General features: G+C 42.5%; 24 protein-coding genes. 7 read left to right on the forward strand and 17 right to left on the reverse strand.

The genetic code is table 11. The features are described 5' to 3' along the window. The coding region (locus B3B27_RS03980; RefSeq protein WP_286846918.1) for a glycoside hydrolase domain-containing protein at nucleotides 1-528 on the forward strand (528 nt) is incomplete at its 5' end. A gap of 7 nt (nucleotides 529-535) precedes the next feature. Here the strand turns inward: B3B27_RS03980 and recG are convergent. Continuing rightward, nucleotides 536-2,632, reverse strand: coding sequence for an ATP-dependent DNA helicase RecG (gene recG / locus B3B27_RS03985; protein WP_414703084.1), 2,097 nt, complete (start codon nucleotides 2,630-2,632; stop codon nucleotides 536-538). A gap of 143 nt (nucleotides 2,633-2,775) precedes the next feature. Further along, nucleotides 2,776-4,056 (reverse strand): serine hydroxymethyltransferase, encoded by a 1,281-nt coding sequence (gene glyA / locus B3B27_RS03990; RefSeq protein ID WP_238867796.1) that lies wholly within the window; start codon nucleotides 4,054-4,056, stop codon nucleotides 2,776-2,778. Nucleotides 4,057-4,258: 202 nt separating this feature from the next. On the opposite strand from glyA, the gene B3B27_RS03995 reads away from it, so the two are divergent. After that, on the forward strand, nucleotides 4,259-5,641 hold the full coding sequence (locus B3B27_RS03995; protein ID WP_238867797.1) for a tyrosine phenol-lyase: 1,383 nt from the start codon (nucleotides 4,259-4,261) through the stop codon (nucleotides 5,639-5,641). A gap of 30 nt (nucleotides 5,642-5,671) precedes the next feature. Here the strand turns inward: B3B27_RS03995 and rfbB are convergent, their stop codons facing one another. The 7 genes from rfbB to B3B27_RS04030 all read right to left on the reverse strand — a co-directional run bounded on the left by rfbB (nucleotide 5,672) and on the right by B3B27_RS04030 (nucleotide 13,023). Then, nucleotides 5,672-6,727: a dTDP-glucose 4,6-dehydratase gene (rfbB, locus tag B3B27_RS04000; RefSeq protein WP_238867798.1), complete on the reverse strand. Its 1,056-nt coding sequence runs from the start codon at nucleotides 6,725-6,727 to the stop codon at nucleotides 5,672-5,674. 63 nt (nucleotides 6,728-6,790) lie between these two features. Next, on the reverse strand, nucleotides 6,791-7,327 hold the full coding sequence (rfbC, locus tag B3B27_RS04005; protein ID WP_238867799.1) for a dTDP-4-dehydrorhamnose 3,5-epimerase: 537 nt from the start codon (nucleotides 7,325-7,327) through the stop codon (nucleotides 6,791-6,793). Nucleotides 7,328-7,342: 15 nt separating this feature from the next. Then, nucleotides 7,343-8,215: a glucose-1-phosphate thymidylyltransferase RfbA gene (gene rfbA, locus B3B27_RS04010; RefSeq protein ID WP_238867800.1), complete on the reverse strand. Its 873-nt coding sequence runs from the start codon at nucleotides 8,213-8,215 to the stop codon at nucleotides 7,343-7,345. A gap of 129 nt (nucleotides 8,216-8,344) precedes the next feature. Beyond that, on the reverse strand, nucleotides 8,345-9,019 hold the full coding sequence (trmD, locus tag B3B27_RS04015) for a tRNA (guanosine(37)-N1)-methyltransferase TrmD (RefSeq protein WP_238867801.1): 675 nt from the start codon (nucleotides 9,017-9,019) through the stop codon (nucleotides 8,345-8,347). A gap of 96 nt (nucleotides 9,020-9,115) precedes the next feature. After that, nucleotides 9,116-11,572, reverse strand: a complete 2,457-nt coding sequence (locus B3B27_RS04020) for a TonB-dependent receptor domain-containing protein (protein WP_286846920.1) — start codon at nucleotides 11,570-11,572, stop codon at nucleotides 9,116-9,118. Between the two features lie 179 nt (nucleotides 11,573-11,751). Continuing rightward, entirely contained in the window at nucleotides 11,752-11,919 is a 168-nt protein-coding gene (locus B3B27_RS04025; protein ID WP_238867832.1) for an Arc family DNA-binding protein, read from the reverse strand. 165 nt (nucleotides 11,920-12,084) lie between these two features. Then, entirely contained in the window at nucleotides 12,085-13,023 is a 939-nt protein-coding gene (locus B3B27_RS04030) for an SPFH domain-containing protein (RefSeq protein ID WP_238867833.1), read from the reverse strand. Between the two features lie 624 nt (nucleotides 13,024-13,647). Between B3B27_RS04030 and B3B27_RS04035 the strand changes: the two genes are divergently transcribed. The 3 genes from B3B27_RS04035 (at nucleotide 13,648) to B3B27_RS04045 (ending at nucleotide 16,141) form a co-directional block, all read left to right on the forward strand. After that, nucleotides 13,648-14,004: a LysO family transporter gene (locus B3B27_RS04035; protein ID WP_238867834.1), complete on the forward strand. Its 357-nt coding sequence runs from the start codon at nucleotides 13,648-13,650 to the stop codon at nucleotides 14,002-14,004. A 15-nt stretch (nucleotides 14,005-14,019) separates the two neighbouring features. Beyond that, a complete protein-coding gene (locus B3B27_RS04040; protein ID WP_238867835.1) occupies nucleotides 14,020-14,622 on the forward strand; it encodes a lysine exporter LysO family protein in 603 nt (200 codons plus the stop codon). Between the two features lie 379 nt (nucleotides 14,623-15,001). Further along, nucleotides 15,002-16,141: a metallophosphoesterase gene (locus tag B3B27_RS04045; protein WP_238867836.1), complete on the forward strand. Its 1,140-nt coding sequence runs from the start codon at nucleotides 15,002-15,004 to the stop codon at nucleotides 16,139-16,141. Here B3B27_RS04045 and B3B27_RS04050 read toward each other — a convergent pair. Both B3B27_RS04050 and B3B27_RS04055 read right to left on the reverse strand, forming a co-directional pair. Further along, on the reverse strand, nucleotides 16,125-17,417 hold the full coding sequence (locus B3B27_RS04050; protein ID WP_238867837.1) for a UDP-N-acetylmuramoyl-tripeptide--D-alanyl-D-alanine ligase: 1,293 nt from the start codon (nucleotides 17,415-17,417) through the stop codon (nucleotides 16,125-16,127). The genes B3B27_RS04045 and B3B27_RS04050 overlap by 17 nt on opposite strands. A gap of 19 nt (nucleotides 17,418-17,436) precedes the next feature. Further along, nucleotides 17,437-18,606: an aminopeptidase C gene (locus B3B27_RS04055; RefSeq protein WP_238867838.1), complete on the reverse strand. Its 1,170-nt coding sequence runs from the start codon at nucleotides 18,604-18,606 to the stop codon at nucleotides 17,437-17,439. A 273-nt stretch (nucleotides 18,607-18,879) separates the two neighbouring features. Between B3B27_RS04055 and B3B27_RS04060 the strand changes: the two genes are divergently transcribed. Further along, nucleotides 18,880-19,335 carry a hypothetical protein gene (locus B3B27_RS04060; RefSeq protein WP_238867839.1) on the forward strand — a complete coding sequence of 152 codons (456 nt, stop codon included), beginning with the start codon at nucleotides 18,880-18,882 and terminating at the stop codon, nucleotides 19,333-19,335. A gap of 12 nt (nucleotides 19,336-19,347) precedes the next feature. Beyond that, nucleotides 19,348-19,980, forward strand: a complete 633-nt coding sequence (locus tag B3B27_RS04065; protein WP_286834354.1) for a viroplasmin family protein — start codon at nucleotides 19,348-19,350, stop codon at nucleotides 19,978-19,980. A 3-nt stretch (nucleotides 19,981-19,983) separates the two neighbouring features. Here the strand turns inward: B3B27_RS04065 and B3B27_RS04070 are convergent, their stop codons facing one another. From B3B27_RS04070 to B3B27_RS04095, 6 genes are all read right to left on the reverse strand, one after another. Further along, on the reverse strand, nucleotides 19,984-20,679 hold the full coding sequence (locus B3B27_RS04070; RefSeq protein ID WP_286834357.1) for a TatD family hydrolase: 696 nt from the start codon (nucleotides 20,677-20,679) through the stop codon (nucleotides 19,984-19,986). Nucleotides 20,680-20,687: 8 nt separating this feature from the next. Then, nucleotides 20,688-20,960, reverse strand: coding sequence for a membrane protein insertion efficiency factor YidD (gene yidD / locus B3B27_RS04075; RefSeq protein ID WP_238867842.1), 273 nt, complete (start codon nucleotides 20,958-20,960; stop codon nucleotides 20,688-20,690). Then, the gene (locus B3B27_RS04080) at nucleotides 20,957-21,439 is read right to left on the reverse strand and encodes a ribonuclease P protein component (protein WP_238867843.1); all 483 of its coding nucleotides are present in this window, start codon (nucleotides 21,437-21,439) and stop codon (nucleotides 20,957-20,959) included. The genes yidD and B3B27_RS04080 overlap by 4 nt, the downstream gene beginning before the upstream one ends. 62 nt (nucleotides 21,440-21,501) lie before the next feature. Beyond that, on the reverse strand, nucleotides 21,502-22,266 hold the full coding sequence (locus tag B3B27_RS04085) for a uroporphyrinogen-III synthase (protein WP_238867844.1): 765 nt from the start codon (nucleotides 22,264-22,266) through the stop codon (nucleotides 21,502-21,504). Then, a complete protein-coding gene (locus B3B27_RS04090; RefSeq protein WP_286846922.1) occupies nucleotides 22,263-23,156 on the reverse strand; it encodes a DUF4271 domain-containing protein in 894 nt (297 codons plus the stop codon). Before B3B27_RS04090 ends, B3B27_RS04085 begins: the two co-directional genes overlap by 4 nt. A gap of 38 nt (nucleotides 23,157-23,194) precedes the next feature. Continuing rightward, nucleotides 23,195-23,791, reverse strand: coding sequence for a TIGR00730 family Rossman fold protein (locus B3B27_RS04095; RefSeq protein ID WP_286846925.1), 597 nt, complete (start codon nucleotides 23,789-23,791; stop codon nucleotides 23,195-23,197). Between the last annotated feature and the right edge of the window lie 80 nt (nucleotides 23,792-23,871).

Raw genomic sequence — 23,871 nt, forward strand, 5'->3', positions numbered from 1 at the left:
ATGATTGCTCTCTATCCTGATCACAAGGCGGTGGAGCAGAAGCTCGACTCACTCTTCACCGAACCATGGCGGGGTTATGAGGCACACAACATGACCGGCTTTATCGGTAACTACTGCCATGGCAACCAGCCCTCCCACTCGATTCCATACACCTACTACTTCATCGGGAAACAGGAGAAGGCGCAATGCGTATTGGACAGCATCATGGACCGATTCTATGATATGGGAGAGGAGAAGCTGGCTTACGCCGGCATGGACGATGCGGGAGAGATGTCAGCCTGGTATGTCCTCAATGCGATCGGATTATATACCTACTCACCTGCCGATCCGGAATACATCGTGTCGGTGCCGCTTTTCGACAAGGTGACATTCACCCTGGGTGACAATACCACTTTCACCATCCTGAAAGAAGGAAATGGAAAGAAGATCAGACAAATCAGATATGATGGTGATGTAATAAACGGGTGGTTTGTCACGCATGATCAACTCAAAAAAGGCCGGGAATTGGTGATCACAACCGCCGAATAGGATTTTCTCAGCTGATCCGGCTCCAGTCGTAACGGTTTCCGCTCAAGCGGCTTAACTGCTGTTTCAGGACCAGGTGCCCCGGCTGTTCCAGCTTTGGATCGTCACCAATGACACTTTCAGCTATCTCACGGGAGCGATAGAGGATGGCATTGTCGCGCACCAAGTCGGCAATACGCAGGTTGAAGGGGATACCACTCTGCTGTGTACCCTCGAGGTCTCCCGGGCCACGAAGCTTCAGGTCAGCCTCAGCTATCACAAAACCGTCATTGCTTTCAGTCATTATCTCAATCCGCTTACGAGTATCGGTAGATAGTTCGTAGGGAGTGATAAGTACGCAGAAAGACTGATCAGCCCCACGCCCTACCCTGCCCCGTAGCTGATGAAGCTGTGAGAGTCCAAAACGCTGTGCACTCTCAATCACCATCACACTCGCGTTTGGCACATTAACCCCTACCTCGATAACAGTGGTGGAAACCATAATCTGCGCATCGTTGCTCACGAACTGCTGCATAACCTCATCTTTCTCGGCGGGCTTCATTCGTCCATGCATCTTACAGACGCAAAATTCTGGAAATATCTCTTTTACGTGCAGATATCCCTCTTCCAGATTTTTCAGATCGAGTTTTTCACTCTCTTCAATCAACGGATAAACGATATATGCCTGCCGGCCTTCATTTATCTGATCACGGATAAACTGATAAAGAGCGCCACGTTTATTATCGTAACGGTGCAATGTATGTACAGGCTTTCTGCCAGGCGGCAGCTCGTCTATAACCGAAACATCAAGATCGCCATACACCGTCATAGCCAGCGTACGGGGGATAGGAGTGGCAGTCATTACCAGCACATGCGGGGGCCTGCAGCTTTTGGTCCACAATTTTGCACGCTGCGCCACACCAAAGCGATGCTGCTCATCAATCACCACAAATCCCAGTTTACTGAACTGAACCACATCCTCAATAAGAGCATGTGTGCCAATTAGTATATCAATCACTCCCGATTGCAGTTCTTTATGCATCACCTCGCGCTCTTTTTTCTTAGTAGAACCTGTAAGAAGAGCCACCTTCACCTTCATTCCTGAAAGCATTTTCGTAAAAGTCTCGAAGTGTTGTGATGCAAGAATCTCGGTAGGCGCCATCAGGCATGATTGAAACCCGTTATCCAGGGCTATCAGCATACACATAATAGCCACCAGTGTTTTGCCGCTTCCCACATCTCCCTGTAACAAGCGGTTCATCTGCTTCCCTGAAGCCGTGTCTTTCCTGATCTCTTTAATCACACGCTTCTGTGCACCTGTCAACGGGAACGGGAGCTTATACTTATAGAATGAATTGAGATGGTTTCCCACTTTACGGAAGACAAAACCGTTAAGTTTCATTTTCCTGTCGGAGGCATACCGCACAATACTGAGCTGTATATAGAAGAGTTCCTCAAACTTGAGGCGAAATTCAGCATCACGAAGGAGTGCCTGCGTTTTTGGAAAATGAATATTCTCAACCGCATCATGAAACGCCATCAGCTTTGCTGTCCTCACAACATCAGATGAAAGTGATTCTGGCAGCCTCTCCCTGATCATACCGAAAGCACTGCCTATTATCTTTTGCATTGCCTTAGAGTTAAGATAATGGTTTTTCATCTTCTCCGTGGTGTTATACATCGCCATCAGCCCCTCGGGGCGGGCAGAATCGTCCATGAAAGGGTCTATATCAGGATGGGCGATATTCCACCTTCCGTTGAAAAGGCTTGGCTTTCCAAAGACAATATACTCGGTGTTCAGCTTATATTTGCTTTCAATAAAGCGAATTCCCTGAAACCATACCAAATCAACAAAACCGGTTCCATCGGTAAAATGTGCTACTAAACGCCTTCTTCTTCCTTCGCCAAAGGTCTCAAACGCAGTGATACGTCCTTTCAACTGGATGAATGCCACAGAGTTATCGATCTCGTGCACATAATATATGCGTGATCTGTCCACATACCGGTAAGGGTACCAACGCAGAAGATCACCAAGCGTGAACACATCGATCTCCTTGTTGAGGATCTCGGCTCTTTTGGGTCCCACGCCGGGAATAAACTTTATGTCTGTCTGAAGTATATTCATTATACAATACTTGGCACTCGTTCCGGATAGCGAGTCTTGTGCAAAAATATAAAAAAATGAGGAACAGGTCAACCATTCCTCATTACATAAATCAAACACATCCCCGTAACCCTAATCACGGGATATCCATGGGTGAAAGCAGTTGCTTACCACGCGAAAAGCGGATATTGCTTCATGGTTGCATTCACCTTTCCCCGGACTGATGAAATTATTTTATCATCATCGGGATTAGAAAGCACCGTATCTATAAATTCCACAATTTCGCCCATAAGCTTCTCCTTGGCTCCACGAGTGGTGATAGCAGGCGTGCCGAATCGCAGGCCCGATGTTTGAAATGGAGAGCGGCTATCAAAAGGTACCATATTTTTATTGGCCGTGATATCGGCTTCTACAAGTACTTTTTCGCCCACTTTGCCAGTCAAGGCAGGGAATTTGGTGCGTAAATCTACTAGAACAATATGATTGTCAGTGCCTCCGGAAACAACTTTATAGCCTTTATCAATAAAGGCCTGTGCCATCACAGCTGCATTTTTCCTCACCTGTACCTGATAGGTTTTGTAGTCAGGCTGCAGAGCTTCATAAAAGGATACTGCCTTAGAGGCTATCACATGCTCCAGCGGCCCTCCCTGCATTCCCGGGAATACTGCTGAATCGAGCACCGCCGACATCATTTTCACTTCTCCTTTCGGTGTTGTCAGCCCCCACGGATTTTCAAAATCTTTACCCATCAAAATGATACCTCCCCTAGGGCCTCGCAACGTTTTATGGGTAGTAGATGTAACAATATGCGCATATTTAAGTGGATTCTCAAGCAATCCGGCGGCGATCAATCCTGCAGGATGCGCCATATCAACCATAAAAATAGCTCCTATCTCATCGGCTACCCTGCGGATACGTGCATAGTCCCACTCACGGGAATAGGCAGAAGCCCCGCCAATTATCAGTTTAGGCCTCTCTCTGCGGGCAACCTCATCAAGCTGATCATAATCTACCCGTTGATCATCCTCATGCACATTATATTCCAATGGCTGAAACATTATACCGGAAAAATTTACCGGAGAACCGTGTGAAAGATGGCCTCCGTGCGAAAGATTCAATCCAAGGAACTTATCTCCAGCCTTAAGGCATGCAAGAAACACTGCTGCATTGGCTTGTGCTCCGGAGTGCGGTTGCACGTTTACCCACTCTGCTCCGAACAATTCCTTTAACCTGTCGATGGCGAGCTGTTCGCTCATATCAACCACCTCACAACCTCCGTAATAACGTCTGCCAGGATAGCCTTCGGCATATTTATTAGTCAGCACAGACCCCATAGCCTGCATTACCTGTTCACTTACAAAATTCTCAGAAGCAATCAGCTCAATACCCTTCAGCTGCCGATCCCTCTCTTTTGCGATAATCTCAAAGATTTGTGTATCTTGATTCATTCAAACTGTAAATTTATTTTTAAAACAGAATGCAAATGTAAGAAGATTAAGCCAAAAAACAGTGCTTTTTCACTAACCAATGTGATAAGAAAACGAAAATTGGGAAAAAAATTCATAAGCATAAAAATATCTCTCAATTTCTATGAGGAAACATAAATTTTATATACATTTGTAAAGGGAAAACCATCAAAATGATATTGCTATGAGCCTAAACAAATACCCGGCGGAACCTTTCCGCATCAAATCGGTAGAAACCGTAAAGATGATCTCTCGCGAAGAACGTGAAAAAGTAATTAAAGAAGCAGGATATAACACATTCCTGATTAAAAGTGACGATGTTTATATTGACCTGTTGACTGACAGCGGGACCAACGCGATGAGCGACCGCCAATGGGCAGGAATGATGATTGGCGATGAGTCGTATGCCGGCAGCATCAACTTCAGGCATCTTGAAGAAACTGTACAGGATATATTCGGCTTTAAACATATTGTCCCCACACATCAGGGAAGGGGTGCCGAAAACCTGCTTTCACAGATTGCCATTAAACAGGGGCAATATGTTCCAGGGAACATGTATTTCACTACCACACGCTATCATCAGGAAAGAAACGGTGGCATCTTTGTGGATATTATCCGGGATGAAGCTCACGAAGCATGGATGAATATCCCTTTCAAAGGAGATATCGACCTGAATAAGCTGCAGAAGCTGATTGATGAAAAAGGGGCAGAAAACATCGCCTATGTGTGTCTTGCCGTCACTGTAAACCTTGCCGGCGGACAGCCAGTCTCAATGAAAAACATGAAGGAGGTACGCGAACTGACACGCAGACATGGCATCAGGGTATTTTATGATGCCACCCGGTGTGTTGAGAACGCCTATTTCATTAAGGAGCAGGAGGAGGGTTACACTGGCAAAACCATCCGGGAGATTGTACATGAAATGTTCAGCTATGCTGACGGATGCACTATGAGCGGAAAGAAGGATTGCCTGGTAAATATCGGCGGATTTTTATGCATGAATGACGATGATCTTTTTGCAGAGGCTAAGGAGCTGGTGGTAGCTTATGAAGGTATGCCGTCGTACGGTGGCATGGCTGGCCGTGATATGGAGGCTATGGCAATAGGGTTGAAGGAGTCTCTTCAATTTGAATATATAGAACACCGTGTGAAGCAGGTGCGTTATCTTGGCGACCTTCTTCTTAAAGCGGGAATACCCATTATAGAACCCACCGGCGGCCATGCTATATTTCTGGATGCCAGGCGATTTTGCCCGCACCTACAGCAGGACCGTTTTCCAGCCCAAAGCCTGGCAGCAAATCTTTATCTTGAATCGGGAGTGAGAAGTATGGAGCGTGGTATAGTTTCAGCGGGACGAAACAAATACACAGGGGATCATCACCGGCCTAAACTGGAGACGGTGAGACTAACCATTCCACGCCGTGTTTATACATACCGTCACATGGATCTGGTTGCCGAAGCAGTTATTTCACTGTATAAAAGAAGGGAGTCCATAAAAGGACTTCGTTTCGTGTATGAGCCGAAACAGTTACGCTTCTTCACAGCCAGGTTCGAAGAGACAGATTAAAAAAACATGTAATGTTTCCGAAAACAACAATTACATTTTATACATCTCCCGGTAATAATTTTGATACTCACCACTGGTAACGCTATCCAGCCAATCCTGATGATCGATGTACCACCGGACGGTCTTTTCAATCCCCTCTTCAAACTGGAGGGAGGGTTGCCATCCAAGTTCATCCTTTATCTTCGATGCATCGATGGCGTAACGTAAATCATGTCCGGCCCGGTCGGCTACATAGGTGATTAGTTTCTCCGACACACCCTCTTCCCTTCCGAGTAAACGGTCTGTAGTTTTAACAAGAAGGCGAATCAGATCGATATTTTTCCATTCGTTAAAGCCACCTATATTGTATGTATCGCCTTTTCGCCCATTATGAAAGACCAGGCATATAGCTCGGGCATGGTCCTCAACATAAAGCCAGTCGCGTACATTTACTCCTTCTCCATAAACAGGCAACGGCTTATTCCGGCGAATATTATTGATGAAAAGCGGAATCAGCTTCTCCGGGAACTGGTAAGGCCCGTAATTATTTGAGCAGTTGGTAATAACAACCGGAAGGCCGTAGGTATCGTGATAAGCTCTGACAAAATGATCGGAAGATGCCTTGGAAGCGGAGTATGGACTATGGGGATCGTAACGTGTCTCTTCAGTAAATAGTGTATTATCAAATTCCAATGCTCCATAAACTTCATCTGTGGAGACATGATAGAAGAGTTTATTCTCGAAGTTATCCTTCCAGCACTCCCTTGCAGCCTGTAACAGGTTAAGGGTGCCCATGACATTGGTTTCGGCAAAAGAAAATGGATCTGTAATTGATCGGTCCACATGACTTTCGGCAGCAAGGTGAATGACATTATCGATCTTGAATGTTTTGAAAACCTCTTTTATCTTATCAAAATCGCAGATATCGGCTTTCACAAAAGTGTAGTTAGGCTTATCCTCTACATCCTTCAGGTTAGCCAGATTCCCCGCATAGGTAAGTTTATCAAGATTTATGATATGATATTCCGGATAACTGTTCACGAACAGCCGTACAACATGTGAGCCTATAAAACCGGCTCCTCCGGTAATAAGGACATTTTTTTTCATAACAACTATTTTACTTTGATTAACAGACATTTATCAGAACATGAAAGCAGAATTGCCGGATATTTACAAACTGGATAAACAGGGATTTTTCTTATCTTTTTCCGACAGAATGATATCGTTAAACGGCAGCCCCCAATCGATATTCAGCTGCGGATCATTCCAGATTATAGCCCCTTCATAACCAGGCGCATAGTAATTGTCACATTTATACTGAAAGATGGCTTCCTCACTCAGTACAGAATATCCGTGCGCGAATCCGCGGGGAATAAAAAGCTGTTGTTTGTTTTCATCTGACAATTCTGTTGAAACATATTTCCCGAATGTTGGGGAGTCTTTTCTAATATCTACCGCCACATCAAGGACGCAGCCTTTTACAACACGCACCAGCTTAGCCTGCTCAAAAGGGGGCTTTTGAAAATGCAGACCCCGCAACACTCCATAACATGATTTACTCTCGTTATCCTGTACAAAAAGAGTCCTGCTCACCTTCTCTTCGAACAGCCTATGGGAAAATGATTCAAAAAAGTATCCACGTTTATCAACAAACACTTTAGGTTCAATTATCACAACTCCCTTAATATCGGTTTCAATAATATTCATATCACATATAAAATTTCAGTCCATCAGCTTAAGAAGATATTGTCCGTAAGGATTATTCTTCATCGACTCTCCGATCCTCTTCAGATCATCATCAGAGATCCAGCCGTTACGCCATGCTATCTCTTCAAGACAGGAGATTTTGAGTCCCTGCCGTTTCTCCAGCACTTCTATAAAGGTAGATGCTTCCGAAAGTGAGTCGTGCGTACCGGTATCGAGCCATGCAAACCCCCTGCCAAACAGTTTTACCTGGAGCTGTTTCTCTTTTAAAAAAGCCTGGTTAATTGAAGTAATCTCTAACTCACCACGTGCAGAGGGCCTTATTTGCTTCGCGATCTCCACAACACTGTTAGGGTAGAAATAGAGTCCTGTTACAGCCCAGTTCGATCTCGGGTTTACAGGCTTCTCTTCTATACTGATCACCCGTCCGGCGTCATCGAATTCAGCAACACCATACCTCTCTGGATTATTCACGTAATATCCGAACACTGTAGCCAGCATATTTTCTTCCGCACTTTCCAGAGCTTCCCTTAATAGTGCAGGAAACCCGTTTCCATAGAAAATATTGTCGCCCAGGACAAGGCAGACAGCATCGTTACCAATAAACTCTTCACCAATAATGAACGCTTGCGCCAAACCGTCGGGAGAAGGTTGTACTGCATAACTGAAACTCACGCCATAGTCGGACCCATCACCAAGTAAACGCTGAAAACCAGGCAGATCTGCTGGTGTGGAGATAATAAGAATATCTCTTATCCCTGCAAGCATTAAAGCGGAAATTGGATAATATACCATTGGTTTATCAAAAATGGGGAGTAGCTGCTTTGATATACCTTTAGTGATAGGATACAGCCGCGTTCCTGAGCCTCCGGCTAAAACAATTCCCTTCATATGATTAATCTATAATTTTTCAATTCAAAACTTACAATAACAATCCAGTTGTGCAGAATAAACTTATATACTACTTATGCACGATTCGTTATTTCACAAAAATATACAAATTTCCGCAAAGGCAACCTGTTATTCTGTTAAATCGGGCCTTAGCCGTTTTGTTCTTTCAATAGACTGCTCCAGTCGCCACTCCTGTATTTTTCGTTCATGCCCCGACAACAGTATATCGGGTACTTTCCACCCTTTGTATTCGGCGGGACGGGTATAAACTGGCGGTGCCAGCAGTCCATCCTGAAACGTATCGGAAAGTGCAGACTGTTCATCGCCTATAGCCCCTGGAATAACTCGCACAATAGCGTCTGCAATCATTGCAGCCACAAGCTCTCCGCCTGTAAGCACAAAATCGCCGATGGAGATCTCCCGAGTGATAAGATGTTCTCTTACACGGTAATCAACACCTTTGTAGTGGCCACACAATATAATAATATTTTGTTTAAGAGATAGCTCGTTGGCAGTAGCCTGAGTGAACTGTTCCCCATCTGGAGAGGTGAAAATCACCTCATCATACCGGCGCTGCGATTTCAAATAAGAGATAGCTCTGTCAATCGGTTCAATCTGCAACACCATTCCTGCTTCCCCGCCAAAAGGGTAATCATCTACCCGTCTATGCCTGTCGAGGCTGTAATCACGTAGGTTATGAAGGCCTATCTCTACAAGCCCCTTCTCCTGTGCCCGCTTCAGTATGCTCGTATAAAACGCACCTTCGATAATCTCTGGAAGCACTGTTATTACATCTATTCTCATTTTATCCGTAGGTAAAAGCCTTTCTGTTATTGTTTAGTTTCTATAATGATTATGCGCAAAAAATCAAAGATATTGTAATCGTCTCTCTACTATTGTTTAGTTTCCCCCTGCAGGAGGTGTAGTTGTATTTTGCTGCGATCCTTCACCTTGCATTAGATCTTCGTTAGAGATAGTCCTTTGTACCTTTTTCATAGATGCTTTCAGCTCACCGAAGCGATATGACACACTCAGGCGGATGCTCCGCATCGGGTAATGAAAAATATTTTCCTGCCAGAATCCTTCACCTGTTGTAGTTGAGGATATCTTCCGGTTTTTCGATAATACATCCTGCAGGTTGAGAGAAAGATCAAGTTTCTTGTTAAGGAAGCTCTTCATTAGGCTGAAAGAGTAGAAATAGAAGGGAGACTGCTTTGTCTGAAGCTGAATACGATTAAGAAACAAGCCGCCATTTGCACCAACTCTGAAATCACCGGGAAATGTAAAGGTAAGCCCTCCAAATGCTCGCCCGGAAAAACCGCTGTTCCGCAGCTCACTTTTTTCGGTACTCCGGATATCGGTATAATTTATACCACCATTCAGATATGTACGAACAACTTGGGTAGGCGTCCAGCTCACATACAGGTTTGTTCCCACCGTCTGATTTTTCCCTATATTGGCATAAGTATTGTGTGTAACGCCATTTTCAATAAAGCTGTACCCTGTCACCGCATTTCTGGCAAAAGCATAACTGAGCGTAACGTTGAAATTGAGTTTCTGCGAAAAGGCCCCGTAGTTAATATTGAAGTTATGCTGCTTTTCTGCGTCGAGATTGGGGTTCCCATAACTGATATTGTTAGGATCTACATCGTTCACATACGGATTCAGGTACCATATACCTGGACGGGAAATACGCATGTTGTAGCCGCCACGCAATGTACGGGTCATTCCCAGCTGATAGGAAAGTGTAACCGAGGGAACAAGATCAAAAAAATTGGTCTGCACTATCGTATCCAGCTGGCTACCCATAAAGTGGATCTCCTGTTGAGTATATTCGCCTCTAAATCCCAGCTTCACCCCTGTTTTTCCCGATTTAAACCCGTAGCCGGCATATCCTGAAGTAATATTTTGCGTATGATCGAGATCATTTTTACGGCTTACATCTGGTTTCCATACACCCTCCTCCGTATCGAAGAATGTGTGGTCGGCGCGACTGGTATTATCGCGGAATATATATTTTAATCCAGTCTCGATGCTGTGTTTTCCGTTCAGCGGATTAACATAGTCCAACTGTCCCGTATGCTCTTTTCCTCCTGCATTATTAACACTTCTCAGTTTATAACCGTCAGTGTAATAAAATACTCCTGTAACATTCTCATACTCGCTGTCGTACTCGCTATCATTCGGATTATCCTCAAACCGGTATGAGATGGTAAGCATCTCACCCTTCCGTTTAAAACTTCTCTGATAATCTGCCGACAGGCTCATTCCGCCATATTCAACAGTACTATTGGAACGAGTGTTGTAACTGTATGGTCTTGCTCCTGAGGATAGCGCATCCTGCATAGAGTGTGATTTGAATTTTCCGCCATATCTTGAACCCGACAGGTTGAACAGATTCAGTGTATCGGGTTCAAAGCTTAGTGCACCGCTAAGGAACAGCCCGCCTCCATCGCTCTTATTTTTACCATTTAGGGTCAGTAAATTCTGCGGGCTGAACTCTTCCCTGGTAAAACCCGACTCCGACTCGGGACGTTTATGATAATAATAGCCGGAATTGCCGGTGAAACCGAACTTACCATACCTGGTAGCAAGGTAAGCATTACCGCCATATCCACCAAAGGTGTCGCCGTTAGCTCCAACAGATCCGGAATAGCCGTCATCGACACGCTTATCGGTAACAATGTTGATAATGCCTCCAACCCCTTCTGCATCATACTTAACACCTGGATCCGTAATCACTTCTATATCCTTTACGCTGTTGGCAGGCATACTCTTCAGTACCTGCGATGGGTTACCTGAAATCATATTTGATGGTTTTCCGTTCAGATATATTTTAAAGTTGCTTGAACCTTTCAACTGAATTTCATCTTCACCGTCCACTGTAACAAGCGGTACTTTACGTAACAGGTCTAGTACGTTTGAGGTTGATGATTCAGGATCGTCCTTTGCACTGTAGGTCAGCTTATCTATCTCAACCTTCACCAAAGGCTTTTGAGCGGTCACGCTCACCTCTTCGAGTTCAATTGAGCTCTCGTCCATTGCAATCTCTCCCAGGTCTAGCGGATTCTGAGAAGTGGATACTTCAACAAGTTTCTTCAGGCCGTTCATCCCAACAAAATGGAAAATAAATATGTATTTTCCGGGGGTTAGCGCAGTGGAGAAGGTACCGTTCTCTTGTGTTGCCAGCCTTTTTACTGTATTGGCCGGATTAGACTCACGTGCAACCGAGATGGTAACATATGGCAGTCCGGCCTTGTCATCAGCCGAAACCAGTTTACCTTTTACGGTGACATTTTGAGCAGTCATACTCATTGATATGACACAGAATAGAACTAAAATCTGAAATAGTTTCATTGCGGGTTTTTATAGATTTTGGAATTTAAAGCATTAAAAGTACATATATATTCGCGAATTCCAGAGAAGACAGGTTACTGTTACATATATTTAACACAGTCCCAGACAAAGTACTTTGCCTGGGAATTGGCTGATGGAGGCATTGTTACATATATCTAACACAGCCTCCCCAAAAATAATCATTCCGATTTCAAGCGTCCGCTCTTTTTGAGTGCCTGATCAAGTATCCATTGAATCTGCCCATTCACACTGCGAAATTCGTCGGCAGCCCATTTCTCAATAGCCTCCATGGTTTCCGGATCTAATCGCAAGGCGAAATTTCTAGTCGTTTTTCCTTTTCCAGTCATTTTCCTTCTCTCTCCATCTTGCCGGGTTTTGCTGATATCTCTTTCAAATGATATGGATGCTGTTTAGCAATCAACAACTTCGAACAATTTTTCAGTTTAAACTGCAAATCCATACATCCATATATGTTATGCACCATTTCTCCTTTCCTCCTCGCAGCCCTTGTCTTACTGATACAACGTGCCCGTGTTTAATACAGGTTGAGCCGACTCATCGGCGCAAAGTACCACAAGCAGGTTACTCACCATAGCAGCCTTTTTATCACTATCAAGTTCAACAATACTCTCATCCTCAATTCTGTCGAGCGCCATCTTAACCATAGTAACAGCACCTTCAACTATCTTTTCGCGAGCCGAAATAATTGCTTCAGCCTGCTGGCGACGAAGCATCACAGCTGCAATCTCGGGTGCATAGGCCAGATAATTGATACGTGCTTCAACGATCTCTATCCCGGCCATATCGAGGCGGCTGTTGAGCTCTTTCAGCAGGTCATTGTTTATCTCTTCACCACCCGATCGCAATGTAATTTCGTTACCGGTGGCAACATTGTTGTCGTAAGCATATTGCCCGGCAACCTGACGCAAAGCAGCATCACTCTGCACAGCGACAAAATTCTCAAATGCGTCCATCTGCTTACTTACAGTGTAAGTAACTGCTCCATCTTTCCCCATCTTCGATGCCATAGTTTGTGCATCAATCTCAAACATAGCTTTGTAAGTATCCCTCAATTTCCAAACAAGCACCAATCCAATCAGCACCGGATTTCCTACTTTATCGTTCACTTTAATTGGCTCAACGTTTAAGTTACGGGCCCTCATAGATAGCTTTTTCCTAGTCATGAACGGATTTACCCAAAAGAATCCGGTCTCTTTAAGTACACCTTTATATTTTCCGAAGAAAATCATCACAATAGCTTCATTCGGCTCAAGCTTTGTAAAGCCAAACATGAGGATAACCCATACAACAATCATAAAAATACCTGCAAAAATTCCCCAAACGCCTTGAAAGAAAATCCACATGGTAGCTGCCAACAGAACAAGCAATAAAAAAAGCATCAGGAAGCCATTGGTTTTAAAACCTTTAAATTTGAATTCATTTGTTTCCATAAATTAAATATTTAAAATGATGTTATTTTGATATCACAAATATATCACTTTTTTTATGATTACGACTCTTTTCCCTTATTTTTTGCATAATTCCTGCAAATATTCAAATTGATAAGCTATTTTGTCATTCTGTGATTAATATTTCATTGAGTCATCTTTGGAATGTCAAAAATAAGAGTTTTGAATACTTAACCAGCTGATATTCAAAAGTCGCTTTATTATTAAATAACTTTTCAGGTGGGCACTATATTGCAGTTAAAAGTTATATTTTTTTCACCTCGATTCTTTTTCATACTTTTGTTGCACTATTGAGTCTGCTCCGAAAACCCCAAAACCCGATTTCAGAAGGTCGCATCTCGCTGAATATCAATGGCGTTTTTGTGGAATTTTCAGCAAAAAAGACTTATCGGAGGGGACTCACTATTTGAGTTGGGTCAAAAGAGCAAGGGCCAAGCTTGCTTGAGCTTTGCCAAGGCGAGCAACTTTTTCGTTTAGTGATGTGCAGAAGATTAATTCATTCGGATTTTATTGTCGCGAGCAAAAGCAGAACGAAAATCAAACAATATAACAGAGTTCAAAAAGAAGAACGAAAGTCAAAAAATACTATTTAATAAAAATAGCTCAATGATTAAAATTATCCTTTGCATAGTATCCGGTATTCTGGCAGGATATATTGTCAGGAACAGAGTCTTCGTGAAACATACCGGAATGCTATTAAGTGTGGTAATAATGCTCTTGCTCTTTTTTCTGGGTGTATCGGTAGGGAAAAATGAAGAGGTATTAAATAATTTTTCCGCTATCGGACTCGATGCATTTTTATTGACTGTTGGGGGAACAGTGGGCAGCCTGTTATGTGCGAAATGGGTCTATAAAAGATTTTTTGACAAATGCTCGAAGGATAAAAACAAAAATAACACAAGTATTAGCCCTTCTTTTTCCGACAAGTCAAACACAAATTTGCCTTATAGCGAGAACAGTTGAAATTAAATAAGAGCGATGAGACAATCCCTTATATACCTTCTTCTTTTTATTACCGGTGTTGTGCTTTCAGTGCTGGGATTAATACCTGAAGCATTGAGTGAAAGCAATATCTCTGAGTGGGTACTTTATCTGTTACTTTTTCTTGTAGGTATTCAGATTGGCTCAGGCAAAAATATGTTCACCGCCCTGAAAAGGCATGGATGGCAAATCTCACTTATTCCAATAGCCACCACTGTTGGTACTTTTGCCGGAGTAATAATTGTAAGCCTGTTAATACCTGACAGAAGTGTTACCGACTGCCTTAGCGTAGGCGCTGGTTTTGCCTACTATTCACTCTCGAGTATTATTATCACAGAGTTCAGAGGGGCTGAGTTGGGAACAGTTGCATTACTGGCAAATATTATGCGTGAATTCAGCGTACTAATACTGGCCCCAATTATGGTGAAATATTTCGGGAAGTTGGCACCTATCTCGGCAGGTGGCGCCACAACAATGGACACAACACTTCCTGTAATTACAAAGTATTCAGGAGAGGAATATATTGTTATTGCTCTTTTTCACGGTATAATAATCGATTTTTCAGTGCCTTTATGGGTCTCCTTATTTATAAATCTGTAACGCTGCAAGAGCATGGGCCTCTCTACCCAAACAAGCTATTAGCAACCTCACTTAGAAATAAGCAGTCGATTGCCTGACAGAAAATGGATATATAAAATCAGATATTTAAAATGAACAATAGAAGAAGTATAAAGGAGAATAATTCAGTTAATAGTTGACAGCTCGGTATTTTTTTAAAATAATTCTTATATTTCGCTGAATTTCAATAGAGTATGTTGTTTTCGAAGGCTTAAAGTAACATATTTATTGTCAGCATTATAAGTGATGTTTTAACGAAGTATTAAAAGGTATGATAATAGTATAAAAAAAATCTCAATAATAAAGTAAACAAAAATAGCTGTTATTCTGTTTTTAAGGTCAATGTCAAAACTGCCAAAATATGAGGACACTCATATACTCTTTAATCATTCACCTGACACTAAACATATTGGTTTTCCTAAAAGGGTGGCATGCCTTTGAAGGGAAAAAGGCGGCACGCTTTATACTATCAACGGTTTTTGGAACAGAACTGCTGGTTTATGCCACTGGCTTTATTTTTTATCGAAATATTCCCGGCCACATTATTCAATTTATATTTGTAATGGGTAGCAGCTGGATGCTGTTTCTTTTATATAGTGGTGGACTATGGCTGATTGTTGACATAATCTGGCTCATAGGAAAGAAGCAACTGCGAAAGCCATGGCTACTGAAAGAGCAACCACAGAAGGTTAGGATTTTCTCATTTCTTATTACCGTTTTCATTGTTTCGTGTATCATGACATACGGCAGATACCGGTTCATGCATCCGGTGATACAACAAATAGAGGTTAACGTGAACAAACCGGCAAGAGAACTTGATTCAATAAGGGTTGCAGTAATTGGCGACCTGCATTTGGGATACATGATTAACCGCAGACATGCGAAACGATTTGTGGACTTGATTATGGCACAACAACCCGACCTGATTCTGTTCACTGGCGATATTATTGATTCATACATTAAGCCTGTTCTGGAATCACGGATGGATGAAGAGCTTTCGAGGCTGTCCGCACCATTAGGGGTGTTCTCCTGCACGGGAAACCATGAATATAGATATGATGCCGAGGAGAAAATCAAGCTGCTTAACAATTCCGGCATCGTTATGCTGCGCGATTCAGCTGTTCTTATAGACAGTGCTTTTTATGTTCTGGGGCGTGAAGACCTGGTCGTCCCTGACCGGAAACCACTACATACCATACTTAATGAGCAAAAGGTGGATATCTCTAAAACAGTGATTGTAATGAATCACACTCCTGACAACCTTGATGAAGAGGTTGATGCAGGCGCGGACATCGCGATATACGGGCATACGCACTATGGGCAGGCGTTTCCAGGTAATATCTCAACACGAATAATTTTTGAGGTGCCACACGGTTACAAAAGAAAGCGAAACACACATATATATGTAACATCAGGCATCGGGCTTGCGGGGCCACAGTACCGCATAGGCACAGTTTCAGAGATGATTATGATGACGGTACACTTTATAAGAAGCCGATAGCCTTTTCCAGGTGTACCGAATGGGAACCTTTCAGGAGGATATAATACCCCTCTACCGATTCATTCTTCAATGTATCGATAAGCTCCTCCACATTTTCAAATAAACGGTATGTATTATCCGGCTGATATTTAAAAAGTTCCCCTACAAGATAAATCTTATCATATGGCTGATCTTTAAGAAACTCCATCATTTTGCGGTGTTCATCATAACACACCTCGCCCAACTCTTTCATCTCTCCCAAGATAACCATTTTAGGCAGTATGGAAGGTATTGAGGTGAAGAAATCCAGCGATGCTTTCATGCTGGTGGGGTTGGCATTGTAAGCATCTATTATCAGATCATTTTTTTCTGTACGTTTAAACTGAGATCTGTGGTTTTTTGGTTCATACTCTTCAAGTGCCGCACTTATAAGCTCTGCGTTGATCCCGAAAAATTTACAGACAGCCACTGCAGCAATTGCGTTATCGAAATTGAATTCACCCACCAGGCGGGTATTAACCCTGTAGGATTTGTCGAAAAAATTCCAGTCGAACTCCAGAAAAGGGGTTGCATCGGCAATGGTACCGGAAGCAAATAACGACAGGTCATTCTTCCCATACAATATTCGCCCCATACCTTCAGATCTTTTATATAATATCTCACTGTCTTTATTCACAAATACCTTACCGTTGTGTTCGCGAATAAAATCATAAAGCTCACATTTCGATTTTACAAGATTGTCAAATGAACCAAATCCCTCTAGATGAGCTTTTCCAACATTGGTGATTAATCCGTAATCGGGCTCAGCAATTGCACACAACTCCAGAATGTCGCCCGGATGATTAGCCCCCATTTCAACTACTCCTATTTCATGCGATTTATTCATTGATAGCAACGTAAGCGGTACACCAATATGATTATTAAAGTTTCCCTGAGTGTATGCTACCCTGAACTCTCTGGACAATCCAATGGCAATAAGTTCCTTTGTAGTGGTCTTGCCATTTGTACCGGTAATTCCTATAATGGGTATTTTAAGTTTTTTACGGTGGTAGTTAGCCATTTTTTGGAGCGACTCCAACACATTGTCAACCAGAATTATCCGGTTGTTCTCTTTTTCCGGCTTTTCATCCACTACTGCATATGCACATCCGGCCTCCAAAGCCTCTTCAGCGAAAAGATTTCCATTGAATCGTTCTCCTTTTAACGCGAAAAAGATAGAACCTTTGGAACATAACCGTGAATCGGTGGTTACAGAGGGATATTTAAGAAATATTGAGTAAAGTTCTGCTGTTTCCATTTTAAGTATGCCTTTCAGATTATAACCCCAGCTTCGTTAATATTGTTGCCGGGATGGCATCCTTATGCAATACAATACTTATGGTCTTGTACTTTACAAATGGCTCTGAAGCATACCAAAGGCCATTGTAAACACCGGTTTCGCCCCACGAATTTTTTACCATGTAATACCTGTTTCCTTTTTGATCTTCAGCGATACCGTATATCTGCATTCCATGATCATCAGTTGTCTGATAATTATCGAAAGACAACTGGCGCATCTCCTGTGTGACGGCTTTTTCTGCCAACATCTCCCGGCCTACTCGACTCCTTAGATCGAAGTCCCGTTCACGGGCCGATAACCCGGTCCATCTTGCCTGGTCACTACCCGCATTATCTGTTGAGTTCACGTCGGGCACAACGGCTATCCCATCGCGGGAGAATCCGGTCTCACTAACATCTGATGCCCAGGCAATGGTATATCCATTCATTATGGCGTTTTCCATAACCTCCATCATTTCTTCAACAGGAAGGTTGTAGGAGTAAGCCCAACGCCAGTTGTCAGGCACTTCAATAGCAAAAGGTTTATAAAACGGGTGGTGTGTGAAAGAGGTGAGGGAGATATAATCGTTCTGATTTAATCCCAGAAAACTGGCAAATGATTGGGCTGTATACTCTTTGCCTTTATAGTTGAAAGTTTCAGGCACTTTACCAAGATAAGAGTCCAATATCCCTGCAAATCCATCAAACCAGACAGGAGAGAGGCTTTTAGCTGCAATTACGCCATCCATGTATCCCTTAAGTACTTTATCCATTTCGCCATGATCGTGCGTTTCAGATCCATAGCTGAGTCCCGGGTAAGCTTCCTCGGGTATGATCCCAAAATCGCTGATAGTCTCTACCACATCGGCAAACGACCCTCCGCCTGCAAAATTTATATGTCCATGGAGCCGTACATATTTCCGTGCCTTGTCTTCATAGTTCCTTCTAACGATGTACATCTCTGAGAGGTCGAACTCGCCTTTCCCCATACGGATTAACTCAGACTCAAGCATTCCAACTCCTGAAAAGCTCCAGCAGGTTCCGGTACTTGACTGATTCTTGATGGGGGTAATCTTATTTTCTTTTATTACGTTGAACTTGTAAGCACTCTGTGACGATAATGTCAGGGTTATTAAGAATAAAGTAAAGATAGTAAAAAGTCTTTTCATACGATTTTTTTATTTTTTAGTATGTCTCATGAAATAGTTGTTAGCCCTGCTCAGTTGTCCGGAAAAGAGTGACACTTTATTAAAACAGATTCTGAAACAAGTTATCTTCTCTTTATGCAGATAACGGATAACAGAACGGGTGAATAACGCTTTACAGTAACAGGAAACAAATATAACTCAAATTGAAGAGACTCTACCGTTTTTTGTCCCTATATTTCTCTAAAAAAGTAAAAAAATAGGTATCTTTACCACATAAACGTAAAACCTTTTCATATGGATGATTTACAACCAAAAAAGAAAAAATTTCGCAAGTTGTTTGTATGGTTTCTTGGAATAGTGATCCTGTCACTTGCCATTTTCATTTACGTGCGTTTCTACTATGTGTTTGGCACCGGCGTGAAATCGGGAGAACTAAATTATCTGGTTTACAAGGGTGTTATTTTCAAGACTTACGAAGGCAAGCTGATACAGTCGGGCTTCCGTGCCGATATGCCTGGTGGCTTACAATCGAACCAGTTTGAATTTTCGGTTGAAGACGAGAAAATTGCCATGGAGTTAATGCTGGCGGGCGGCAAGATGGTACAGCTCCACTATAAAGAGTTTTTTGGGAAGCTGCCATGGCGCGGATACACCAAATTTATCGTGGACAGTATCATCTCAATTGAGGAGAAACCTGCTAATCCGCTTTTGGAAGAAGAACTGACTCCCTACATACTGGACTCGATGTAAATGAAGGGAGTGATGGCACAAAAAAAGTTCTACGTAGTATGGCAAGGCGTAAAGCCCGGTATTTACTCTTCCTGGGAAGAGTGCAGGGCACAGGTATCAGGTTTTGAGGACGCACTTTACAAATCGTTTCCCACTCTGGAGGAGGCTGAAAAAGCTTTTTCCGAAAATCCTCGTAAGTACGTGAAGCACAAAAGAGTCATGGCACCAAGTCCAATTATTGAATACAAAACAACAGAAAGTATTTTATCAGAAAGCATTGCTGTAGATGCTGCCTGCAGCGGTAATCCCGGCAAGATGGAGTACAGGGGTGTTTTTGTGGCCGATGGTGTGGAGATCTTCCATGTGGGCCCAATGGAAGGTGGGACTAACAACGTAGGTGAATTCCTGGCAATAGTGCATGCGTTGGCACTGCTAAAAAAGAGAAAGAACAATATTCCAGTCTATTCCGACAGTATTAATGCAATAAAGTGGGTTTCCAATAAAAAATGCAATACTAAGTTGGTGCAAACTGAACAAAACCAGATTATATTTGATCTTATCAACCGGGCGGAGAAGTGGTTGATGTCAAATAGTTACACCAACCCTATATTGAAATGGAATACCAGATCGTGGGGTGAGATTCCGGCTGACTTCGGTAGAAAATAGTTATTAATCCTCCACCTCTTCGGGATCAATACTCCTTGGTGGCCTCAAAGTTGGGAAAACACGATGAATATTTTGTGCGATTTTCCCCGCAAACTCAACGAGTTCAATATTCATGGCCCGTGCTGCCTGATTATAAACATCACGTATATCCATAACATCCTCATCAGTTTCGCAGAAAAGATTTTCAATTGGAATAAGCTCCATAGACTCCACATTAATATCGTCTCCCACAGAGAAGTAAAAACCTTCTCGAACAAGTCGCTTCGTCAATTCCGGTTTCCCGCGATACCCGTGCAGTATCCAAGGTTGGGAAGGTTTGGCTTCATTAAAAACAGACAGCAGCTCATCCCATGCCTTCACGCAGTGAATAATAATTGGCTTCTTAAGTTTTTCGGAAAGAATAATGTGCTCTTTAAAAACTGGAATCTGAATTTCGTATGAGGGGCCTTTAAGTTTATCAAGCCCGGTTTCTCCAATAGCAATAATGCGGGGGTCTCCTGCAATCTCTTTGAGATATGTCATCTGATTTTCACTCTCTTCGGAATACCATGGATGAATTCCGCAGGAAAATGCATGACGTTCGATAGTCTCTTTGGCTACCTCAAATTCAAGTGGATATACATCAAGGATACACGAGTGATACGGGTCATCGGTATCTTCTAAAAGAATCTGGTGAGTGTGAACGTCGTATAATTCCATAAAAATTATTACTCAGCTTTCGTTGCATCACGGTGCTTTTTGACTTTTGGTTCCGGCACGGGATCATAGCCCCATCCTCCCCATGGGTTACAGCTTAAAATACGTTTTGCAGACAAGTAGGCACCTTTGAAAGGGCCATGCTTTTTCAATGCTTCTATCGTGTACCGTGAACAGGTAGGGGTATAGCGGCAACTGGGCGGTTTTAGCGGTGAGATGACTGACCGGTAGAAATAGACAGGCAAAAGCAAGATCCATGTCAGTAAATTCTTTAAATATTTCAATATGATGCCTCCCCCGCGAATAGATTGTTCAACTCCCTCATAGCTTTCTGCACACCTTTCACAACAGTAGCATAGTCGGAAAGGTCATCCTTCACATATATGAAAGCAATCTCAAGATGATCTTTTTCCCTAAGCAGCCCTGTATTGAAAAGATGTTTATTTAACCGGTATGCCTCCCTAAATAGCCGTTTCATACGGTTACGATGTACTGCAGGCTTTATTCTCTTTTTCGGGATGCTAACCAGTACCGATAACGGAGATAGAGCAAATTGCTCCGTCTCCAAATATACCACCCTGAACGGGTACGCCATAAAGGAACGCCCCAGGGCAAAGAGGGTTTCAATTCTTCTTTCTCCCGTTATACGTTCACCTTTTGTAAACCTGAATCGCTCAATTACGTCCATAGATAAAAGCATTCCTCCGAAAGCAATTACATCAACAAAGATAACTGTTTTTGGATTTAATTGTAACACTTTCATAAAAAAAATGGAAAAGTGCGCACTATCACCTTTCCATCTTACAGGTTTTCCTATTTACAGAATCAGGAGTGATTCTTGTGATTCTCTTTCAGAAACGCCTCCAAAGCAGCTGTCATTGAAGGGTAATCGGGCTGGGGAGCCTCGCAATCGAGCCTCAGCCCTGAATCTTCTACTGCCTTGGCAGTAGCACTCCCGAAACAACCGATGGCCATATCGCCTTGCTTGAAATCGGGAAAATTCGTCACCAATGATTGTATTCCAAGCGGACTGAAGAAAATGATCATATCATAGTCGAGTTTTTCATTTTCATCAAATTCGTTACTTACCGTTCTGTACATCACGCTTTTGGTATAATTAATTTTCTTTTGATCAAGAAAAAGTGTAACCTCATCGTTATGCTCCTCGGGCACAGGTAACAGAAACTTCTCTTTAGCGTGCTTAGTAAGGGAGTTACTAAGTCCGTCAATCTTTCCGGTTTGACTGAAGAATATTTTTCTTTTCCTGTAAACAATATATTTTTGCAGATAGAGAGCAACTGTCTCAGAAATGCAGAAATATTTCATTGTTTCAGGCATAGATATCTTTAGCTCCTCACATATTGAGAAAAATTTGTCCACGGCCGTTCTGGCAGTGAATACAATTGCCGTAAAATCCAGTATGTTGATACGTTGCTGACGAAACTCCTTCATGGAGACCCTGTCCACTTTAATAAATGGGAAAAAAGACATCTCCACGTGAAACTTGTCCGCTATTTCAAAATAGGGGGATTTTTCGGTCGTTGGCTTGGGTTGAGAAATGAGTATTTTCTTTACTTTCCGGGCATTCATACAATGTAATTTCCAGCAATACTAATTATTGATACAACGCCTTTATAGGCCAGCAGGCAGGGCGCAATTTCAGTTCCGCAAAGATACACAAAAAAATAGAAATACCCGATTTTATTTTTAACAAAAATATTTAATAATTCAAGAACAATGATTATGCGATTGATAAGAAACAGGACAATTATAAAGATTCCTACGAAATATCTGAACTCAGGCAAGAAGACATAGAAGACGGCTGGAAAGAAAAAGATGAGCCCAAACAGTTCAATGAGCCGAGAGTACCTCGTAATCCAGCTCTTAATTTCATCTCTCATAAAAAAGGTACTGATAAACCTGTACATCAAAAACTTTAGTCCGGTCAGCAATGATATTCCGAAAAAAAATCCGGCAAAGCTATAAAGATAGCCAGCTGAAGAGAAAGATGATATCCCCCTGTCCCATAAAAAAGTAAAGAGAATAATTGTTATTAGCAGTACAGCCTGCAAAATCATAAATAGCTCACCCCACACCTCAGTGGTAGTCACCTGATTTTTTCTTACCGAAGCAGGAATTTTACCCAGGGTTAATAAATTTTTAAAATTACTCATCAGAGCAACCCCTTCTCTGCGGAATACAAAGGCAAAAGTCATAAAGCAGAAAAGAAACAGCAGGAAGATTACGCTGTTCACCCAGTTAGAGAATGGAAAATGGACACCTACATTCCCGGCCGATAACTGCTGAAAAGCAAATGCGGAAATTTCATCTGTTTTAAAAAAAAGGTGGCTGCTGTCAGTAAGAAGATATTCAAAACGGTCGAAATAGATCAGTAATGAATCCGGACTGTCTTGAAGCGTTTCCGCCTTCAGAAAAAAAGGAACGGAATTCTCGATTGTATCAGCAATAAAATCGGGCACTCTTTATTATTAAATGTTTACATCGTTTCTCCACAAAATTACAACTCTTTTTTCTTATATTTGGTAAAAGAGGGGTTCCAGCAAGGAATTTTTTCAATCAGGTTGATAGCCATGCCTGGAGTTGACGCCACACTCCAGAGGCCACTGTAATCAGCTCTCATAAACTTCTCATCAATCATCTTCTCAAAAAAAGATAGCAACGGCTGATAGTAATCATTGATATTAAGAAGGACAATGGGATTGTTATACAACCCCAACTGCTTCCATGTAATAATTTCCGCAAGCTCTTCCAGTGTCCCTACTCCCCCGGGAAGAGCTATCACGGCATCGGCAGCATGTGCCATAGCCGCTTTTCTCTGATGAATGGTCTCGGTAACAATGGTCTCGGTAAGACTATCATGCCCCCATCCGGCATCGATCATAAATTTTGGGATAACCCCTTTTACCTTACCCCCATATTTCAATACCGCGTAATTCAGGGCACCCATCAGACCCTGCTTGCCGGCACCATTGATGCAGGTTATACTGTTCTCTGCCAACATTTTTCCCAATTGTGCTGCCGCTTCAAAATAGATTGGGTCTATTTCAGAACTGGAAGCGCAGTAAACAACCACTTCTTTGTTTCTCTTTTTCATTTTACCTCCTTCAAACAAAAGAAAACACGCCAGGCAGGGATCGTTAACGCCAGGCATGGATCATTAACTCAAAGCCAAAA

The sequence above is a fragment of the Proteiniphilum sp. UBA5463 genome, from assembly GCF_002427225.1.
In the GTDB taxonomy this organism is placed as follows: Bacteria; Bacteroidota; Bacteroidia; order Bacteroidales; family Dysgonomonadaceae; genus Proteiniphilum; species Proteiniphilum propionicum.